Here is a 19,147-nt window from a genome sequence, read left to right as displayed (position 1 = left end):
GCAATCGCTCGATCCGCGGCACTTGCACGCGGTGCGCGTCGAGGACGCTCCTGTCATCGACGGCCGCCTCGATGAGGCGATCTGGGCTGCGGCCGAGCCGATTGGCGGCTTTCTCCAGCGAGATCCGGTGGAAGGGGAGCCGGCTTCCGAGAACACCACATCCGAGTCGCCTATGACGAGGACGCGCTCTACATCGCTGCCCGGCTGTTCGATCGCCAGCCCTCCGCTATCGTTCGGCAGCTTTCGAGGCGCGACGTCGTGGTCGAGGCCGACGCCCTCGTCGTCTACCTCGACCCGCATCACGACCACCTGACCGGGGCGCAGTTCGGCGTCTCTGCCGCTGGCGTGCAGCGCGACGCGCTTAGCTACAACGACCAGTTCCTCGACGTCACGTGGGATGCGGTGTGGGCGTCAGCCGTCCAGGTCGACGCGCAGGGCTGGGTCGTCGAGATGCGGATCGCGCTGTCGCAGCTGCGGTTTCCGGCCGCCGATCGATACACCTGGGGCATCAATGTCCAACGCGTCATCCAGCGGCGCAACGAGTCGTCTTGGGTACAACTGGTACGCAAGAACGAGGCGGGCCTGGCCTCGCGCATGGCGCACCTCGAGGACATCGCCGGCATCACGCCTCCCGGCACGCTGGAACTGATGCCGTACGTCACCTCCCGCGCGGAGTTCATCGAACCACCAATCACTGGCAGTCCGTTCAACGACGGCGCCCGGGCGTTCGGTGCGGCCGGCATGGACCTCAAGTACGGCGTCACCAACAGCCTGACGCTGGACGCGACGTTCAACCCCGACTTCGGCCAGGTCGAAGTCGATCCGGCCGTGGTGAACCTCACACAGTTCGAAGTCTTCTTCGAGGAGCGCCGCCCGTTCTTCACCGAAGGCGCGAAGGTGTTCGGCAATTTCGGCCGCAGCGGCGCCAGCGAGTACTGGGGTTTCTTCAGGCCCGAGCCGACCCTGTTCTACAGCCGTCGCATCGGGCGTGCGCCACAGGGGCGCGTCGTGACGCCGTACTCCGACGTGCCTGCCACGACGACGATCCTGGGCGCGGCCAAGCTGGTGGGCCGCACGCGCCGCGGCTGGACGCTCGGGGCCCTCGATGCTGTCACGGGGCGTGAGCACGCCCGCCTGTCGGACGGCGTGCAGACGACGACGCGTGCCATCGAGCCGCTCACCTACAGCCTAATCCTCCCGGGCGCGGCAGCGACCAACCAACTACGCCGTCATCAGGGCGCAGCGTGAGATCGGCGCGCGCGCCGGCATCGGCCTGTTGGGGACGTCGGTGATCCGTGAGCAGCGCGAACCGCAACTCGAGGCGTCGCTAGCCTCGCGTGCGCACATGCTCGGCGTCGATGGGCACTGGTTCGTGGACGCGGCGCACAGTTGGGTGCTGCATGGCGGCATCGCCGGCAGCTGGCTGCAGGGTAGCCAGGCGGCGATCACGCGACTGCAGCGCGCCGAGCCGCGTTACTACCAGCGGCCGGACGCACCGCATGTGTCGCTCGATCCGAGCGCGACGAGCCTCTCGGGCTGGACCGGGCAGGCCAACCTGAACAAGCAGAGCGGCAACGTCACAGCCAACTTCGGCGTCTGGGGGATGAGCCCGGGGCTCGAGGTCAACGACCTCGGTTTCTCAACCCAGACCGACCGCGCCGGCGGCCACGCGATGGTGTTGTTCCGCAAGCTCGTTCCGGACGGCTGGACGCGCGAACGATCGGCCCGGATCTCCAAGTGGTGGACCTGGAACTACGGCGCCGAGCTGCAGGGTGACGGCTGGCAGGCGGCCAGCAGCATCCAGTTCCGCAACTTCTGGCGGTCGACGCTGACCGGCACCTATGCCCGGCGCGTGTGGGACGACAAATTGACGCGCGGTGGGCCCACCGTCATCCGTCCCGGCAGCATCGGTGCGCAGTTGTCGGTGGTCACCGACAACCGCAAGGTCGCGGTGCTGGCCACCGACGTCGGCTACACGGCACGACAGTACGAGGCGTCCGCGTTCACCGGAGGTGCGAGCCTGACCCTGCGGCCGGTGCCGGCCGTCACCGTGAGTGCCGGGCCCGCCATCCGGCGCAACATCGTCGCCGCGCAGTACCTTTCGACGGTCAACGATCCGCTGGCGACGCGGACCTACGGCCAGCGCTACGTCTTCGGTGAACTGGACCAGACCGCAGTCTCGATGATTGCGCGGCTGAGTGTCGTGCTCTCGCCGCGCATGTCGCTGCAGACGTTCCTGCAGCCGTTGGTGTCGGCCGGCGACTACGGCGCCATCAAGGAAGTGGCGGCGCCGCGCACGTTCGACTTCGTGCGCTACGGCGAGGACGCCGGCAGCACCATTACCGCGGGCCCAGGCGGACAGGGACTGGTGATCGACCCGGACGGCGCCGGCGCCGCGTCGCCGTTCGCGATCGCGCAGCCGGACTTCAACGTGCGGTCGCTACGCGCCAATACCGTCTTCCGCTGGGAGTTTCGCCCGGGCTCGGCCTTCTACTTCGTCTGGACCCAGCAACGCCGAGACGCGGACGCCACGGGCGCCTTCGACCTCACCGGCGATAGCGGCCGGCTCTTCAGCGCCCCGGCCGATGACGTGCTTCTCGTCAAGATGTCCTACTGGTTCGGCGCCAGGTAGCGACGAACGCTGAACGCCGAACGCCACACGTAGCCCGTAGGCTGCAGGCTGCAGGCTACCAAAGCCGTAATACACTGCGCGACAGCCATGTCCCTGAATCGACGTGCCTTCCTCTCCGCTACGGCCTCGGCGGCCGTGGCCACGACCTTGTCTCCCACCGCGGCGCCCGCCGCGCCGATCAGCCGCGCCGGCAAGAGCCAGCTGCGAGTCGGTCTGGCCGCCTACTCGATGCGTCAGTACCTGCAGGCCAAGGCCGGGACCAAGGGGGCGATGGACCTGCTCGGCTTCATCGACTGGTCGGCCACGCTCGGCGTGGACGCAGTGGAGCTGACCTCCTATTTCTTCCCGGAGACGTTCGACCGCGCCTACCTGAACGAGGTGAAGCGCCGCTGCCACATCAACGGCCTCGACATCTCGGGCGGTGCCATCCGCAACAACTTCACGCTGCCAGACGACGACCCGCAGCTGCAGAAATGGCTCGACCACACCGACACCTGGCTCGGGCACTACGCCGTGCTCGGTGCGCCGGTCGTCCGGGTGTTCAGCGGCGTGCCGCCCAAGGGGATGACCGAGGAACAGGGCATCGCCAACGGCATCAAGAACCTGAAGAAGGCGCTGGTGTCTGCCGAGAAGCACGGCGTGATTCTCGGGCTCGAGAACCACGACTACCTGATGAAGATCGACCGCATGCTGCCGGCGCTGAAGGCGATCGACTCGCCGTGGTTCGGCGTCAACCTCGACTCGGGCAACGTCGACGACACCGACGTCTACACGCAGCTGCAGAAGATCGTGCCGTATGCGGTCAACGTGCAGCTCAAGGTCGAGACCGGGCCGGTGAAGCAGAAGGTGCCGACCGACGTGCCGCGTTTCGTGAAGATGCTCAAGGATGCCAACTACCGCGGCTACGTCGTGCTCGAGTACGAGTCGTCGCCAGAACCGTACGACGCCATCCCCAGGCAGCTCGCCATCCTCCGCGACGCCATCAACAAGGCCTGAGCCATGGATTTCATCACCTCGCTGTTCGTGTTCATGCTGTCGACGTTCATCGGCATGGACGTCATCCGCCGCGTCTCGCGATTGCTGCACACGCCGCTGATGTCGCTGACCAACGCGATCTCGGCGATCGCCATCGTCGGCGCGATCATCCTCGCGGGTCCGCAGCACGATCGGACGAGCACGGTCCTCGGCGCCATCGCGGTCTTCGCTTCCACCACCAACATCATCAGCGGCTTCCTGATCACCGATCGCATGCTGAAGATGTTCAAGCGGAAGGAAGCGGCCAAGTGAATTCGCAGACTATCGATCTCGTCTACCTCGTCTCGGCCGCGCTCTTCATCTTCTCGCTCAAGTGGATGAGCGACCCGAAGACCGCCCGCAACGGCGTCTTCGCCGGCGTCGCGGCGATGACCCTTGCCGTGGTCGGCACGCTGCTGCGTCCCGACATCGCGAGCTACACCTGGATCTTCATCGCGATCGTGCTCGGCACGATCGTCGGCGTGCCGCTGTCGTGGGTGCCGCTGACCGCCGTGCCGCAGCGGACGGCGCTCTCGCACGCGTTTGGTGGCCTTGCCGCAGGCCTGGTCGGTATCGGCAAGTACTACCTGTTCCTGCATGGCGGCGAGCTGACCGCGTTCCGCACCGGCGCCATCGTCTTCGAGGTCGCACTCGGCCTGATGACCTGCACCGGCAGCCTGGTGGCCGCCGGCAAGCTGCAGGAAGTGCTGCCGACGCGTCCGGTTACTTATCCCGGCCAGAACTTCGTCAACTTCTCGCTGATTGGCGCCGGCGTCCTCATCGGCGTCCTGCTGGTGGTCAACCCGGCGTGGACGTTCCTGTTCCCGGCGCTGATCGTGCTGTCGCTGGTGTTCGGCGTGATGCTCGTGATGCCGATCGGCGGCGCCGACATGCCGACCGTGATCTCGCTGCTGAACTCGTACGCGGGCCTGGCGGCCGTGGCGATGGGCTTCGTGCTCGAGAACAAGCTGCTGATCGTCGCCGGTGCCCTCGACGGATCGTCGGGCCTGATCCTCTCGATCATCATGTGCCGCGCGATGAACCGCTCGTTCGCCAACGTGCTGTTCGGGGCATTCGGCCAGGTCGCCGCGGCGACGGCGCAGGGCGAGCAGCGGACAGCGAAGTCGGCGACCATCGAGGACGCGGCGCAGATTCTCGAGAACGCCGACCGCGTGGTCATCGTGCCCGGCTACGGCATGGCCGTGGCGCAGGCCCAGCACCGCGTGCGCGACGTGTTCGAGCAGCTCACGAAGAAGGGCGTCGACGTGAAGTTCGCCATCCATCCGGTGGCGGGCCGCATGCCCGGGCACATGAACGTGCTGCTGGCCGAGGCGGAGATTCCTTACGACCAGCTCGTGGAGATGGACGACATCAACCCGGAGATGGGCCAGGTGGATGTCTGCATCATCCTCGGCGCCAACGACGTCGTGAACCCGGCGGCACGTCACGACAAGAGCAGCCCCATCTTCGGCATGCCGATCATCGACGCCGACAAGGCGCGCACCGTGCTCGCCAACAAGCGCTCGATGAACCCGGGGTTCGCGGGCATTGAAAACGAGCTCTACTTCGCACCCAACACGCTCATGCTCTTCGGTGACTCGAAGGTGGTGATGGGCGAACTCGCCAAGCAATTGAGTGGCGAGGGCGGGATGCATTGACGCCTGACGCCTGAGGCTTGAGGCTTGACGCTTGACGCTGAACGCCGGACGCCGAACGCCGAACGCCGAACGCCGGACGCCGAACGCCGAACGCCGAACGCCGAACGCCGAACGCCGAAACGCCGATCGTCGATCGACGTAGCCGTCGACCTTCAGGTCGACGGTCATGCGGCAGGGCGGGTGGAGCTGACGTGACCGCCGTCGGGCAGGCGTCGAAGGTTGCCGGCCGTGATGAACTTCTGAAATTCTGAAATCGTGAAATTGCACGTGGTGGTGGTGGGAGCCGGCGCGTTTGGGGGCTGGATCGCGCTGATGTTGCGCCGCGCCGGCGCGGCGGTGACGCTGGTCGACGCCTGGGGGCCCGGGCACGCGCGGGCGAGTTCCGGCGGCGAGACGCGCATCATTCGCGGCACCTACGGCGACCGCGCCATCTACACACACCTCGCCGCGCGTGCCATGCGGTTGTGGCAGGAACACGACGCGAGGACACAGCGCCAGTTTTTCCACCGCACCGGAGCGCTCTGGCTCTTCAGCGGCAACGCGTCGTTCGGCGAGCAGTCCGTCGAACCGATGCGGGCCGCCGGCCTGCCCGTGGAATGGCTCGACCCGGCCGATGCCCGCGCACGGTGGCCCCAGGTCGGCTTCACCGGCGTGACCCACGTGCTCTGGGAGCCCGAGGCGGGATTTGCGCTCGCGCGTCGCGCCTGCGAGAACGTCGTCGAGACGCTCGTTGCGGAAGGCGGGCAGTACCTGGTAGGCCAGGTGAGGTCGCCGGAGCCCGCTGGTGGGACGCTGCGCGCCATCACCCTGGACGATGGCCGCACGCTCACAGCCGATCGCTTCGCATTCGCGTGCGGTCCCTGGCTGGGCACGATGTTGCCCGACGTCGTCGGCTCACGGATCCGCCCGTCACGCCAGGAGTCGTTTTACTTCGCCACGCCTGCGGGCGATGCCGGCTGGCTGCCACCCCGGATGCCGGTGTGGGTGGACTACGGCGACCGGATGATCTACGGCATTCCGGGCAATGCCAATCGCGGCTTCAAGGTCGCTGACGACACCAACGGCGCAACGTTCGACCCGACCAGCGGCGATCGCGCCCACACCCCCGAGATGCTTGCCGAGGCGCGCGCGTTCCTGCGCCTCCGCTTCCCGGCCCTCGCCGACGCCCCGCTGCTCGGCTCCGAGGTGTGCCAGTACGAGCTGACCTCGGACTCGCATTTCCTGATCGATCGTCACCCGGGCGCATCGAACGTGTGGCTCGTGGGCGGAGGATCCGGTCACGGCTTCAAGATGGGCCCGGCGATCGGCGAGTATGGTGCGAAACTGATCATCGACGACGCACAACCTGAGGGCGCGTTCAGGCTGGGGCATCGCTGATGGGCGAGCAGGCGCGCCAGCCGCGTCGGTGGGGCGCATGGGCCCTCTGGGCCATCTTGGCGGTGGCCGGTGTCGTGGCGCTCGCGACGTGGATCACCGGCGGCTTTCGGTTCGACCCGTTTGGCCTCCGTGTCTCATCATCGTCGGTGCTCAAGCCGATGGCGATTGCCGTCATTGCAGGTTCCTTCCTCGCGAACGCCCCTCGTGAGCGGACGGTCTTGCTCCAGCTGTTCGGCAAAGTAGTACTTCCGCTGTCGATGGCCGCCTGCGCCGGGTTCGCCTGGACGCATGCCGCGCCCGTCGCCGCGGCTGCCGACATGTTCGGGTACGTGTCACAGGCAAACGACTGGCGGCAGGGCACGCTCGTGCACCTGGACTGGATTGACGGGCATTTCTTTCCCGCTGCCGCGTCAGTGCCGCTCGGGTACATCCACCGGAACGACTCGGTGCCCATGGCCATCGCCCTGTATCCCCCAGGCACGTCGTTGCACATGGCGCTGTTTGCCGCAGCCGGCGAGTGGGCCGTGTACCTGGTCTCGCCGATGGCGGCAGTTGCGCTGGTACTGGGGACGTACGTCCTCGGTCGTGCGTGGTTCGACGAGACGTCCGCGCTCGTCGCGGCTGCCATCGTCGCCTGCAATCCTGTCGTGCTGATCCAGGCCGCCGTGCCCATGAGCGACACGCTTGCCGCGGCGTACTGGACGTGGAGTCTCGCGGTGGCGGCAAGCGCACGTCCGCTGATGCCGGTTGTCTCGGGCATGCTGGCCGGAGTGGCCATCGCGGTGCGACCGAACCTGGTGCCGCTGCTGATCGGTCCGGTTGGCGGCGCGCTGGTCACCTCGGGTGTGCGGGGCGCGATCGCTGTCGGCTTCGCGGCGTCTCCGCTTGCCGGGCTCCTGGCGTGGCACAACCAACGGCTGTACGGCGGGCCGGCGGCGACCGGCTACGGACCTTTCGCCGAGCTGTTCTCTGCGTCGCATGTCCCAGACAACGCGAAGCGGTACGCTGCGTGGTTGTGGCAGACGATGTCGCCGCTGCCGCTGGTAGCTTTCGTGCTGGGGGGCATCGAGGTCGTCGCGAGGGGACGCGCGCGACTGATCCCGCTCGTCGCGTTTGCCGCGGTCAACGTCGCTATCTACCTGGTCTACCTGCCGTGGCCGCAATGGACGTTCGCGCGGTTCCTGCTGCCCGCCCTCCCCGTCATGCTCCTGATCGCCGCGTCGGTGACGCGACGCTGGACGGCGCGCTGGCCCGTCGTGTTCCCGGTGCTCGCCCTCGTGGTGATCGGCTGGCAGGTGCAGTTTGCACAGCGATCGGTGGCGATGCGGATCTCGCACGAGTCGATGATGCGGTTCAAGGTTCTGCCAGAGGCGATGCGCCGCGCAGGCCTGCTCGATCGGCCGGCGATCACACGCATCCACAGCGGCAGCCTGCGACACTACGCGGGCATCACCGCCTTTCGCTGGGACGTCATCTCTCCGGAAGAACTGCGGCGCGGCATCGCAGCAGCCATTGCCGAGGGCCGCCGGCCAATCCTGATCGATGATTCCGACGACCGTGCCGACTTCGAGCAGCGATTCGGTCCGATTTCCTGCTGGGGCGATTCGGCCGCTCCGATGCTCGAGATCCATCGGCACGCGACGGTGCGTGTGCTCGCCGCCAGACCGGGCTGCTGACCCGCCGACCTTCCACTTTCGCTAGGGCTACGGCGGACAGGTTCGGTTGACGGACACCGTCCCACGCTTCCGCCGATAGCGGACCGGACTGACGGAGCCATAATGGCGTCGGTCATGATGCTGACTCGTGCCCAGTTCCTGCGCGCGTCGGCCGCCGCGATTGCGGGCGGCACGCCTGTCGCCACGGCGTTCACAGAGGGCAGCTCGACGATGCTCACCAGGCCCATTCCCTCATCGGGCATCCCGCTGCCCGTGGTCGGTGTCGGGACCTGGCGGGGATTCGACGTCGGCGCGGATGCGGCGGCGCGTGCCCAGCGGGCCGACGTGCTCCGCGCGCTGTTCGACGCCGGCGGCCGCGTCATCGACAGCTCACCCATGTACGGGTCGTCCGAAGACGTCGCCGGTGCGCTGCTGACGCAGCTGCAGGCGCACGATCGCGCCTTCGTGGCCACGAAGGTGTGGACGGAGGGCCGCGAGGCCGGTATCGCGCAGATGGAGGCCTCGATACGCAAGCTGCAGCATCCGCGCATCGAGCTGATGCAGATCCACAATCTCGTGGACTGGCGCACGCACCTCGACACGTTGCGCGCGTGGAAACACGAGCGGCGAATAGGTCACCTTGGGATTACGCATTATCGTGACGATGCCCACGCGGCGCTGGAGTCGGTCATCCGTGCCGAGGCGGTCGATTCCGTACAGCTCAATTACTCGATCGACGACCGCGCATCGGAAGCGCGGCTGCTGCCGCTGGCGGCCGATCGCGGCGTTGCCGTGTTGGTGAATCTGCCGTTCGGCGGGGGCGGACTGCTCCAACGCGTCCAGGGCACGCCACTGCCAGCCTGGGCGTCGGAACTCGGTTGTCGCAGCTGGGCGCAGGTCCTCCTGAAGTACGTCATCGCGCATCCGTCTGTCACCTGCGTGATTCCCGGCACCAGCCGTCCCGAGCACATGCGCGAGAACGCGGCGGCCGGGGCAGGCATCCTCCCCGACGCGGGCCTGCGGCGGCGCATGGTCGCGGCCTTCGAGTGAGCGTCGCTCCGCACGTCATGCCACCAATGCCAACGCCAGGCCACGGCATCGCAGCCCCCGAAGGGCTGGACCGCCTGGCGATGCACCGCGCCGCGGCGTGGGTGGTGCTGAGCGTGTCGCTGCTGACCTGCCTGCTCGGCTGGTATCACGGCGACCGGACGATGCGCCGGCGTGCCGAAGAGCGCTTCGTCCATCAGGCCGAGGATGCCACTGCGCAGCTGCAGGAACAGCTTGCCCGTTACGAGGACGTCCTCCGCGGCGCCGCGGCGTTCGCACGCTCGACGCCCGAACTCGACCGTCCGCTCTGGCACACGTACGCCAGCGGCCTCGCCCTGCGCGAGACGGCGCCCGGGATGGTGGGCCTCGGCTTCACGCCCCGCGTTCCCCAGGAGGATCTGGCGGCGCACGTCGCGCGGCTGCGTGCACAGGGCTCCCCGGCGTATGACGTCTGGCCCACAGGTCAGCGTGCCGACCGTTACCCGGTCGCCTACTTCGAGCCGGAATCGGAGGACCTGCGGCAGGCACTCGGCTTCGATCTCGGGTCCGAGACGGCCCGGCTGAACGGCATCGAGCGGGCGCGTGACAGCGGGCGCGTCGTGCTGGTCGGAGGCGTCCGGCTGCGTCGTGACCCTCGTGCCCCGCATGCGCTCGCGTTCGCGCTGCTGATGCCGGTGTACGGCGCGTCGCTGCCGCTCGGTGGCCCCGAACGACAGCGCTCCGCGCTTCTGGGGTTCGTGTACGCGCCCTTCAGGTTGCCGGACGTCGTGGCGGAAATCGCGCAGCGACAACCGGCGCCCCGCTTCTCCCTGCGCGAGGGTGGCGAGGACGGGCCCGTGCTGCACCTGGACGAAGGAACCGATCGCATCGACGGTGCGCCGCTTTTCACCGTCGTGCGAGAGGTGATCACCGGTGGACAGCGCTGGAGCCTCGTGTTCGAGGCGGGCCCGTCGAGCCTCGTGTCGACCGAGAGGGTCATGTCAGGCGTTGCCGCGCTCACCGCACTCGCGCTCAACGGCGTGCTGGCAATGCTGTTGTTCGCGCAGCGGCGTGTCCGCAACCGTGCCGAGGCGCTCGCGGCAGAACGGGCGGTGGCTCTGCAGCGATCGGAAGGCGCGTTCATGGCTGTTGCCGAATCGGCTCGCGTCGCCATCGTCACGACCGATGCGCAGGGACGACTGACTTACGCCAACGCCACCGCCGAGCAGATACTGGGCGCGTCGCGTGAGCAGTTGCGCGGCGTCAACAGCATCCAGTACATCGCCGAGGTCGACCGCGAGCGGTTCGAGGATGGTCTCCGCAAGTTCCTCTCCGGCAAGGGTCGCGTGGCCGCCGGGGCGGCGATCCGGATCATGGGCCGGCGACACTCGGGGGAGGTGTTCCCGTGCGAGATCTCTCTGTCCTGGTATGACGCGCCCGAGGGGCGTTACATCACCGGCGTGCTCGTCGACCTGACCGAACGCCTGCGTACCGAGGCTGCCGCGCGGGATGCCGAGGAGCGGTGGAAGGTCGCGCTGGAGAGCACCGACGATGGCGTGTGGGACTGGGACGTGGCTATCGGCACGCTGTACGGGTCGCGGCGATTGTTCGAGCTGGTCGGCCTCGACGCCCCGACTGGGGCCATCAACATCGACCGCTGGCACGCCCTCGTGCATCAGGACGACCTGCCGGCGGTGCTGCGCAATCTCGATGCGCATCTCGCCGGCGGGCGGGATCGCTACGCCTCCGAGTACCGCATCCAGGCGCGTGATGGCGACTGGCGCTGGTTGCTGGCGCGTGGCCGGATCATCACCCGCGACGCGCACGGCCGGCCGGCGCGTCTCGTCGGCACCTGTACTGACGTCACCGAGCGGCGCCACGCCGAGGAGACGCTCCGGTTCGCCCGGGAGCAGGCCGAACAGGCGGCCCGCAGCAAGAGCGACTTCCTGGCGATCATGAGCCACGAGTTGCGGACGCCGATGAACGGCGTGCTCGGAATGACCAACCTCCTGTCGAGCACCAGGCTCACCGACGAGCAGCGCGAGTACCTCGAGATCATCGGGCGTTCCGGCAACGCGCTGCTGCGCCTCATCGACGACATCCTGGACTTTTCGAAGATCGAGGCAGGACGCGTCGTGCTCGAGCAGATGACGTGCGATGTCGGCGTCATTGCGCGCGAAGTGGTGACGCTGTTGAGCGTGCAGGCACAGATGAAGCGGCTGCGACTCGACGCGCACGTCGTGCCTGGCACGCCCGCCGTCATCACCGATCCGGGCCGGATCCGCCAGGTCCTGTTCAACCTCGTCGGCAATGCGATCAAGTTCACGCAGGCTGGTGCCGTGCACGTGACCGTGGCAGCAGACGCAGTCGAGGGCGGCCAGGTCACGCTGCGCGTGACGGTGACCGACACCGGCATCGGCATTGCCGAGGACAAGCAGCGCCTGCTGTTCGAGAAGTTCACGCAGGCCGACGCCTCCACCACGCGAAGGTTCGGCGGGACCGGCCTCGGCCTCGCAATTTCGAAGGGGCTCGTCGAGAGCCTCGGCGGCACGATTGGCGTGACGAGCACCCTCGGGGTCGGTTCGCAGTTCTGGTTCACGTTCGTCGCGCCGGCTGACACGGCGATCGAGCCGCATCGTTCGCCCTTCACGGCCGATGTACCCGACTCGCCACCCAAGGACGCCTCCCGCTCGCCTGGACGACGGATCCTCGTGGCCGAGGACAACCCCGTCAACCAGCGCGTGGCGGTGCGGATGCTCGAGAAGCTTGGCTACGTCGCGGATGTGGCCGTAGACGGTCGCGAGGCGGTGCGCATGGCGCAGGACACGCGCTACGCGGTCATCCTGATGGACTGCCACATGCCGGACGTCGACGGCTACGAAGCCACCCGACGGATCAGGGAGGCGCTGTCGGTCGAGCGCTGCCCGCCAATCCTTGCGATGACGGCAGCTGGCGCCGACGGCGATCGCGAACGCTGCCTCTACGCAGGCATGAGCGATTACCTGAGCAAACCCGTACAGATGCCGGTGCTGCGCGAGATGCTCGAGCGGTGGACCAGAACGCCGGGCTCCACGGAACAGACGCACACCGCCGCCGAGCCTTGACGCGACCCGCACGGCGGTAGCACGATCGATCCATGGCGGCTCCGAAGATTCCGCTCGCGCCGCGGCACCCCGAACGTATCTGCTGGGGCTGCAGCCGCTACTGTCCCGCCGAGGACATGGTTTGCGGGAACGGCACCATCCGCTGCCCGCACCCGATCGAACTCTTCGGCGAAGATTGGCTCACCGCATTCGACGACCAGGGCAAGAGTGACGACACCGCCCCCGTGATCACCGACGTCATCGCGGCGACGCGGTAGCGACCGTCCAGTCCCACGCCACGCCGTAAGCACGCGCCAACTCGCTCAGGTCGTTCCGGAGCAACCGCCAGTCGCCCTGGGCGCGGTCGGTGAACGCGAAGCGGCTCATCATGTTGTCGAGCCGAACCGCGCGCGTGAGCACGTTGCGCACGTCCTCGGCCGCCGTCTTGTCGTCGTCGAAGCGGCTCTCCAGGCGATCGGTAGCGTCCTCGAACTCTTTCACGTACCGGTTGATCTCGTCCTCACGCTTCGAGTCGTCGAGGTGGCTCTTGTCGAGCGCGTCGTCGAGCGACTCGCGATACTTGTCAGCGGCCTTCTCGATACGCTCGAGCAACTGCTCGACCTGCTCGTCTGAAAGCCGCGTTGGCTCCTGGGCAAGGGCGGGCGATGGGGTGGCACCGATACCGGCGACCACCAGGACCGTCGAGGCGATGTAGCGTCGTGCGTGCAACCACATGTGTCGTTCTCCCATGCCGATGGTCCTTGCAAGCATGGTGCCTTCCGGAACGCCGGTCTTGAACGTCGGGCTTGCCTCCTCCTGACCGGAAGCGTAGGGTTGCGGGCATCGTGGCTCGCATGAGGTGGGGTCCCGGGGCATCGATCGCCGAGGGGGTGTACCGGTTGCGGTGGTATTTGATCCCCGCCGCGCTGGTCGGCGTCCTCGCGGGCATCGGCAGCTACACGTTTGTCTACGCAAAGGGCGCCGCGTACCTCACTGATGACCCGGCGGCGTGCGCGAACTGCCATGTGATGCGCGAGCAGTTCGACGGCTGGACGCGATCGAGTCATCGTTCGGTGGCCGTGTGCAACGACTGTCACGCCCCCGCGGGGCACGTCGCGAAGTACGTCACCAAGGGCATCAACGGCTTCTGGCACTCGCTGGCCTTCACGACGGGCCGGTATCCGGAACACATTCGAGCGACCCCGCGGAACAAGCGCATTGCCGAGGCCGCTTGCCAGAAGTGCCACGCCCCGATGACCACGGCGATCCAGACCGCGCATCCGAGCGGCGAGACGATTGCGTGCGTGCGCTGCCACGACTCGGTCGGACATCTGCGATGACGGCACTTTCACCGCGCATACGGGCCGCGCTGCGGCCCGAAGGAGCATCGACGTGACCACCCCGACCGACGGTACGTCAGGGGCCGCACCTTCTCGCCGGCCAAGCCGGACGCTGCTGGCGATCACGACCGTCCTTGCTGCCGCGTTCGCGATCGGCGTCACGGCGCTGCTCGTGAACATCTTCCAGCGCAAGCAGGAGGCGCGCGAACCGTTCTTCCGCGTCGTGGAACTCACCGACGAAACGACCGATCCCGCCGTGTGGGGCAAGAACTTCCCGTCCCAGTACGACAGCTACCGACGCACCGTTGACCAGCAGCGGACCCGCTACGGTGGCAGCGAGGCCGTGCCGCATGCGCCGAGCGCGGCCGATCCCCGGTCGATGGTCGCGCAGTCACGCCTCGACGAAGACCCGCGCCTGCGGACGATGTGGGCCGGCTATGCGTTTGCGAAGGACTTCCGCGAGGAGCGCGGGCATGCCTACATGCTTGCCGACCAGACCTACACGGAACGCCAGCAGGTGACCAAACAGCCGGGCACGTGCATCCACTGCCACGGCTCCGTCTACGTGCCCTACAAGAAGATGGGTGGTGGCGATCTCATCAAGGGCTTCGAGATGATGAATCAGCTGCCATTCGCCGAGGCACGCAAGCGGGTCGAACACCCCGTGGCCTGTATCGACTGTCACGACCCGGCAACGATGCAGCTGCGGGTCACGCGCCCCGGCTTCCTCGAGGGCATCAAGCTCGTGAAGGCGAAGGCCGGGATCGAGAACTACGACGTCAACACGATGGCGACGCGTCAGGAGATGCGCACCTACGTGTGCGGGCAGTGTCACGTCGAGTACTACTTCAAGGGACCCGAGAAGCGCCTCACCTATCCCTGGCGGGACGGCATCAAGGGCGACGAGATCCTCGCGTACTACGAGAAGGAGGGCTTCTCCGACTGGACGCATGCCGAGACCGGCGCGAAGACCCTCAAGGCGCAGCACCCCGAGTTCGAGATGTACAACCAGGGCATTCACGCTCGCTCGGGCGTCGCGTGTGCGGACTGCCACATGCCGTACCAGCGCGAGGGCAGCCAGAAGGTGAGCGACCACTGGGTGCGCAGCCCGCTGCTGAACATCAACCGGGCGTGCCAGACGTGCCACAAGTGGCCGGAAGAGGAGTTGAAGGCCCGGGCCGAGACGCTGCAGGGACGCGTGTTCGAACTGCGCAACCGCGCCATGGACGCGCTCATGTCGCTCATCGCCGACACCAAGGCGGCACGCGACAAGGGTGCGAGCGAGGCACAGCTCGAGCAGGCGCGCGGCTATCAGCGCCGCTCGCAATTCCTCCTCGACTTCGTGGAAGCGGAGAACTCGGTTGGCTTCCATGCGCCGGAGGAAGCCGAGCGGCTGCTCGCGATCTCGATCGACTACTCGCGACAGGGGCAGATCGCGCTGCTGCGCGCGGGAGCTCCTGCGCCCGCGCCGGTACAGGCCCCCGCCGCCCTGCGTGAGGGTCTGGCGAGCCCGCGATGATGCAGGTCGAGGCGAGGGCCGGGCTCCACCTCCGCCAAGGCTGCGGCGGACGAATCGGAGAGCCGGCCCGACCGTCAAGCGTCAATTGTTAAGCGTTAAGCGTTAGTCCCAGCGGCCCTACCTCCGTCGGAGGACGTTGTCCAGGCGCAGCACCTGTTCGACGTAGCCGAACCAGAAGGAATCGTCGCGGAACGTGCCGGTGACGACCCGGCCGCCGTTCACGTGGCCGACGAACGTGTTGACCGACCAGACCGGCGTGAGGGCGATGTCGACCGATCCCTCTGTGGAGAAGCCCAGGTTGCGCGAGCCGTTGGAGGAGCGGCCCGAGTAGCCGAACGCGCCGCCTTCCTCGAGGGTTGCGCCGCTGCCGATGTACCAGAGGTCGGCCGCAGAGGCCAGCCGCAGGTCGTGCATGTCGAGGCGGATACCAACCCGGCGCGCCGGGCGCGCCATCACCTGCACGAACGCATCGTTGACGTTCATCGTCGAAAACAGCGTCGTCTGCGAGAAGCGGCGAACCGTGGGCAGAACGGGGAAGTAGGTGCCGTGACGGCCGTCGGTCGCGGAGTCGTCGCCCGAGGCGTGCAGCATGCCTGCCCGCACCGATGGCGTCCACGGCGCCCTGGTCCACTCGTAGCCGGCTTCGAGCGCGGCCGTGCCTGCGCGATGGTCCTGTTCGTACCAGTCGCCACGCTGGAGGACGCCCCAGGCCAGCACGTCGAGGGTGCCCGGTCCCACCGGATACGCGCCGACGAGCGTGCCGCCGACGCTGGTCACGGCGACGTCGACGCGCGCGGCGGCGAGGCCCGTGTTGTCAGGGCGCTGCGTCACGCGACGGGAGTCGTCGTACTGCAACGCGAAACCCTGCAGCTGCGTGTGCGGAAGCCTTTTCGTGGGCTGCACGCTCACCGTCCCGCCGTAGACGTCGATGTCATCGATCGTGGGCCCGGCGACCCGGGCGAATCCACCCTGCGTCGGCCTGACCGCGACGCCGGTGACCTTGACGGCCCCGCGCGTCCAGTCCGCGCGCAGGCCATCGAAGCCTCGCTGCCAGAGCGACCACTCGAACTCGCCGAGGATGCGTGCATCGAGGCGTGATCGCTTGATGGACTCGATACGGGCCTCGCCGCTCGTGGCTTCGGCGCCCGACGTGTAGCCGAATCGGCCGACCTGCACGTCGAGCCCGGGCAGGATCTGCTTGAGGCGAACATTGCCATAGCGGAGCCACAGTTGCTGGGGATGGGTGCTGCGCAGGCCCTGCTCGTAGTACAGCGAACCGAGGCCGAGCGGCCCAGGCCCGGTGGCGTCATCGGGCAGCCCGACGAAGCCGACGTGCTGGGCGGTGAGCTGCACGTCCACCCGGCGCCATACCCGCTTGAGCTCCAGTTGCAGTCGATTGGAGAGGTATGCGTACTCCGGATCCGCCCCGCCGGGATTGGGTTCGAAGTAGCTCCACGCCTCCGCTCGCGTCCAATCGCGCACCGTGAGCGTGAAGTCCGTGGGGATCGCCTGCGGCGCGCCGGGTGCCGGCTGCGCCGCCGCCGGCTTCACGGGGCACGCGACAACGAGGGTCGTGGCGACAAGGAAGGACGACGCCGTGAATCGGGCAGTTGGCACGCGGCACCTGTCGACCCAGGCACGCGGCCGGACGCCATGTCCGGGGGGGCGCCTGCCTCGACCCGCAAGGGCAGGCTATAGCAAGGGCGCTGTTCGGGCCAATGGATCGGTCAACCTTTTACGTGGGCCCACGTAATACCGGGCATGATGACGATTCCCGCCCCGGCCGCGCTCCGGCCCCTGGCTCTCCGCGCTTTCTTCGGTGTCCTGTGCCTCTCCGCCGCACCGTCGCCGGTGTGCGCCCAGCGCGCCAACGCTGCCACCCAGGCCCCGGCGCCGGTGGCCGCCGCGGCCCAGCCGCCCGTGGTCGTGACCGACGGCCGGCAGCTGAATGCCGATGACGTCCGCAACCAACTGAACGAGTTGCTCCAGGACCACCCGCCGGCGGTCCGCGAGGTCCTCCAGCGAGAACCGGCCCTCCTGACCAACGGCGACTACCTCGCCCCGTACCCCCGGTTGGCGGCCTTCGTCGCCGCGCATCCGGAAATCGTGCGGTCGCCCTCCTACTTCCTCGGCGAACCCCACCGCTTTCAGGAGCCCGAGCGGGGTACCTGGATGTGGCGTGAACTGATGAACTCGATTTCGGCCGGGTTCCTGATCCTGGGTGCCGCGCTCGGCTTCGGCTGGATCGTCAGGACCACCCTCGATCATCGCCGCTGGCAGCGGGTCTCGAGGGTGCAGGTCGACACGCACAGCAAGCTGCTGGACCGCATGTCGAACAACGAGGACCTTCGCGTCTACATGGAGTCGAAGGCCGGAAGGCAGTTCCTGGAGTCCGCTCCGATTGCGCTGGATGGCAAGACCGCCCCAATCGCCGCGCCAATCAACCGCATCCTCTGGTCGATGCAGGCCGGGGTTGTCGCGCTCGCCCTGGGCATCGCGCTGCAGTTCGTCAGCCGCGGGGTGATCGACGACATCGCCCAGCCGCTGCGAGTGCTGGGCGTGCTCGTGACGGCGATCGGCAGCGGGTTCGTGGTCTCGGCCGGTCTCTCGTACGCCATCTCGCGGCGCCTCGGCCTCATCCGGAATGGCGAGGATCGTGCGACCATCGGTACGGCACCGCAGCTCTGACATGACCGACAGCCGCGCCGACGTCCTCGCCCTTCCCGCGTCTACCAGCGACGACACGTTCGTGCTGCGCGAAGACGAGTTTCGCCTGCTGTACGACCGCACGTCCCGCGCGCTCTGGGTGTACCTGTATCGACTGACGCGTGACGCGCACGCGTCCGACGACCTGCTGCAGGAGACGTACTACCGGTTCCTGCGTACGCCGGGCACATATGAGGGTCAGGCGCACGAGCGCAACGCGCTGTACCGCATCGCGACCAACCTGGTGCGGGACAGCCGCCGCCGCCTCCGTCCGGTGACGGTCTCCATCGACGAGCCCGCCGGCGCATCGCTGGCGGGCGCTCCCGATGCAGTCCATGCCACCGGAGATCGGACCGACGTCCGTCGCGCGCTGTCGCAGTTGCGCGATCGCGACCAGCAGTTGTTGTGGCTCGCCTACGCGGAAGGCTCCTCGCACGAGGAGATTGCCGCGTCGCTCGGCCTCCGTGCCGGCAGCGTCAAGACGCTGTTGTTCCGCGCGCGTCAGCGCCTCGCCGCGCTGCTTCCGCGCACACCGTCCCGTGGAGGTGCCCGATGATGCGTCGCGTCTGCGCTCATGAGGACGCCGCCCTCGCTGCCGCGCTCGACGCCACGCGCACGACGCCGGACGACCTGGCCGCGCATCTCGAGGCATGCGACAGCTGCCGCGATCTCCACACCATCGCGTCGGCACTGCACGACGACAGCGCGGTGGCGCTTGCCGAGGCGCATGTGCCATCGGCTGGGCAGGCCTGGTGGCGGGCGGAATTGCGTGCCCGTCAGGAAGCGACCGCGCTCGCGGCGCGGCCGATCACTGTCGCCACCGGAATCGCCGCCGCGGCCGTCGTCGGACTCCTCGCCTCGCTGACCGGTGTGCTCGCATGGTGGCTGCAGGATTGGCTGGGCAAGTCGACGGTGCTCCAGGCCCTGGCCGACCTGGTGACTGCCAGTGCGTGGGGCGCCCCAACCGGGCTCCGTCTCGCCATCTGGCTCTGCGCGGGCGCGATGCTCGTCGCCACACCCGTGCTGCTGTACGTGGCGCTCCGGGACGAGTGAACTGGGCTATCGCTTCGGCCGGGCTCGGCCACCTTCGCGCTCCGCGATTCGGCGCCCGGGGAGAGCCGGCCCCTACCAAGGCCG

The 19,147-nt window shown here is 68.0% G+C and carries 17 protein-coding genes; 15 read left to right on the top strand and 2 right to left on the bottom strand.

Annotation, left to right across the window (positions count from 1 at the left end; all coding sequences use genetic code 11):
* Nucleotides 1-81: 81 nt before the first annotated feature.
* The 10 genes from LuPra_RS28170 (at nt 82) to LuPra_RS28125 (ending at nt 12,723) form a co-directional block, all read left to right on the top strand.
* Nucleotides 82-1,248, top strand: coding sequence for a DUF5916 domain-containing protein (locus LuPra_RS28170; protein ID WP_110173853.1), 1,167 nt, complete (start codon nt 82-84; stop codon nt 1,246-1,248).
* A gap of 40 nt (nt 1,249-1,288) precedes the next feature.
* Nucleotides 1,289-2,632 (top strand): DUF5916 domain-containing protein, encoded by a 1,344-nt coding sequence (locus LuPra_RS28165; RefSeq protein ID WP_157899789.1) that lies wholly within the window; start codon nt 1,289-1,291, stop codon nt 2,630-2,632.
* An 87-nt stretch (nt 2,633-2,719) separates the two neighbouring features.
* Complete coding sequence (locus LuPra_RS28160) at nt 2,720-3,628, top strand: sugar phosphate isomerase/epimerase family protein (RefSeq protein ID WP_110173851.1); 909 nt, start codon at nt 2,720-2,722, stop codon at nt 3,626-3,628.
* A 3-nt stretch (nt 3,629-3,631) separates the two neighbouring features.
* A complete protein-coding gene (locus LuPra_RS28155; protein WP_110173850.1) occupies nt 3,632-3,919 on the top strand; it encodes an NAD(P) transhydrogenase subunit alpha part 2 in 288 nt (95 codons plus the stop codon).
* The gene (locus tag LuPra_RS28150; protein WP_110173849.1) at nt 3,916-5,304 is read left to right on the top strand and encodes an NAD(P)(+) transhydrogenase (Re/Si-specific) subunit beta; all 1,389 of its coding nucleotides are present in this window, start codon (nt 3,916-3,918) and stop codon (nt 5,302-5,304) included. Before LuPra_RS28155 ends, LuPra_RS28150 begins: the two co-directional genes overlap by 4 nt.
* A gap of 255 nt (nt 5,305-5,559) precedes the next feature.
* Nucleotides 5,560-6,681 carry an FAD-dependent oxidoreductase gene (locus LuPra_RS28145; RefSeq protein ID WP_157899788.1) on the top strand — a complete coding sequence of 374 codons (1,122 nt, stop codon included), beginning with the start codon at nt 5,560-5,562 and terminating at the stop codon, nt 6,679-6,681.
* Nucleotides 6,681-8,357 (top strand): glycosyltransferase family 39 protein, encoded by a 1,677-nt coding sequence (locus tag LuPra_RS28140; RefSeq protein WP_110173847.1) that lies wholly within the window; start codon nt 6,681-6,683, stop codon nt 8,355-8,357. Before LuPra_RS28145 ends, LuPra_RS28140 begins: the two co-directional genes overlap by 1 nt.
* 117 nt (nt 8,358-8,474) lie before the next feature.
* Nucleotides 8,475-9,386, top strand: coding sequence for an aldo/keto reductase (locus LuPra_RS28135; RefSeq protein ID WP_110174905.1), 912 nt, complete (start codon nt 8,475-8,477; stop codon nt 9,384-9,386).
* Between the two features lie 17 nt (nt 9,387-9,403).
* The gene (locus LuPra_RS28130) at nt 9,404-12,466 is read left to right on the top strand and encodes a CHASE domain-containing protein (RefSeq protein ID WP_157899787.1); all 3,063 of its coding nucleotides are present in this window, start codon (nt 9,404-9,406) and stop codon (nt 12,464-12,466) included.
* A 32-nt stretch (nt 12,467-12,498) separates the two neighbouring features.
* Nucleotides 12,499-12,723 (top strand): DUF3079 domain-containing protein, encoded by a 225-nt coding sequence (locus LuPra_RS28125; RefSeq protein WP_110173845.1) that lies wholly within the window; start codon nt 12,499-12,501, stop codon nt 12,721-12,723.
* Here LuPra_RS28125 and LuPra_RS28120 read toward each other — a convergent pair.
* The gene (locus LuPra_RS28120; protein WP_157899786.1) at nt 12,704-13,216 is read right to left on the bottom strand and encodes a hypothetical protein; all 513 of its coding nucleotides are present in this window, start codon (nt 13,214-13,216) and stop codon (nt 12,704-12,706) included. The two genes, LuPra_RS28125 and LuPra_RS28120, sit on opposite strands and share 20 nt — an antisense overlap.
* 83 nt (nt 13,217-13,299) lie before the next feature.
* Here LuPra_RS28120 and nrfH point away from each other — a divergent pair, with 83 nt between their 5' ends.
* Both nrfH and LuPra_RS28110 read left to right on the top strand, forming a co-directional pair.
* Complete coding sequence (gene nrfH / locus LuPra_RS28115) at nt 13,300-13,785, top strand: cytochrome c nitrite reductase small subunit (RefSeq protein WP_110173843.1); 486 nt, start codon at nt 13,300-13,302, stop codon at nt 13,783-13,785.
* Between the two features lie 52 nt (nt 13,786-13,837).
* Entirely contained in the window at nt 13,838-15,304 is a 1,467-nt protein-coding gene (locus LuPra_RS28110; protein WP_110173842.1) for an ammonia-forming cytochrome c nitrite reductase subunit c552, read from the top strand.
* A gap of 117 nt (nt 15,305-15,421) precedes the next feature.
* Here LuPra_RS28110 and LuPra_RS28105 read toward each other — a convergent pair whose 3' ends face one another.
* Nucleotides 15,422-16,921, bottom strand: coding sequence for an alginate export family protein (locus tag LuPra_RS28105; protein ID WP_110173841.1), 1,500 nt, complete (start codon nt 16,919-16,921; stop codon nt 15,422-15,424).
* Between the two features lie 144 nt (nt 16,922-17,065).
* Between LuPra_RS28105 and LuPra_RS28100 the strand changes: the two genes are divergently transcribed.
* The 3 genes from LuPra_RS28100 to LuPra_RS28090 are packed head-to-tail and all read left to right on the top strand — an operon-like array spanning nt 17,066 to nt 19,063.
* Complete coding sequence (locus LuPra_RS28100) at nt 17,066-17,992, top strand: hypothetical protein (protein ID WP_110173840.1); 927 nt, start codon at nt 17,066-17,068, stop codon at nt 17,990-17,992.
* A 1-nt stretch (nt 17,993) separates the two neighbouring features.
* Entirely contained in the window at nt 17,994-18,566 is a 573-nt protein-coding gene (locus tag LuPra_RS28095) for an RNA polymerase sigma factor (protein ID WP_157899785.1), read from the top strand.
* Entirely contained in the window at nt 18,563-19,063 is a 501-nt protein-coding gene (locus LuPra_RS28090; RefSeq protein ID WP_110173838.1) for a hypothetical protein, read from the top strand. Before LuPra_RS28095 ends, LuPra_RS28090 begins: the two co-directional genes overlap by 4 nt.
* Nucleotides 19,064-19,147 lie beyond the last annotated feature (84 nt).

Source organism: Luteitalea pratensis (genome assembly GCF_001618865.1).
Lineage (GTDB): Bacteria > Acidobacteriota > Vicinamibacteria > Vicinamibacterales > Vicinamibacteraceae > Luteitalea > Luteitalea pratensis.
Note: the sequence above shows the minus strand (reverse complement) of the source record. Positions and strands in the feature narration are given on the sequence as shown.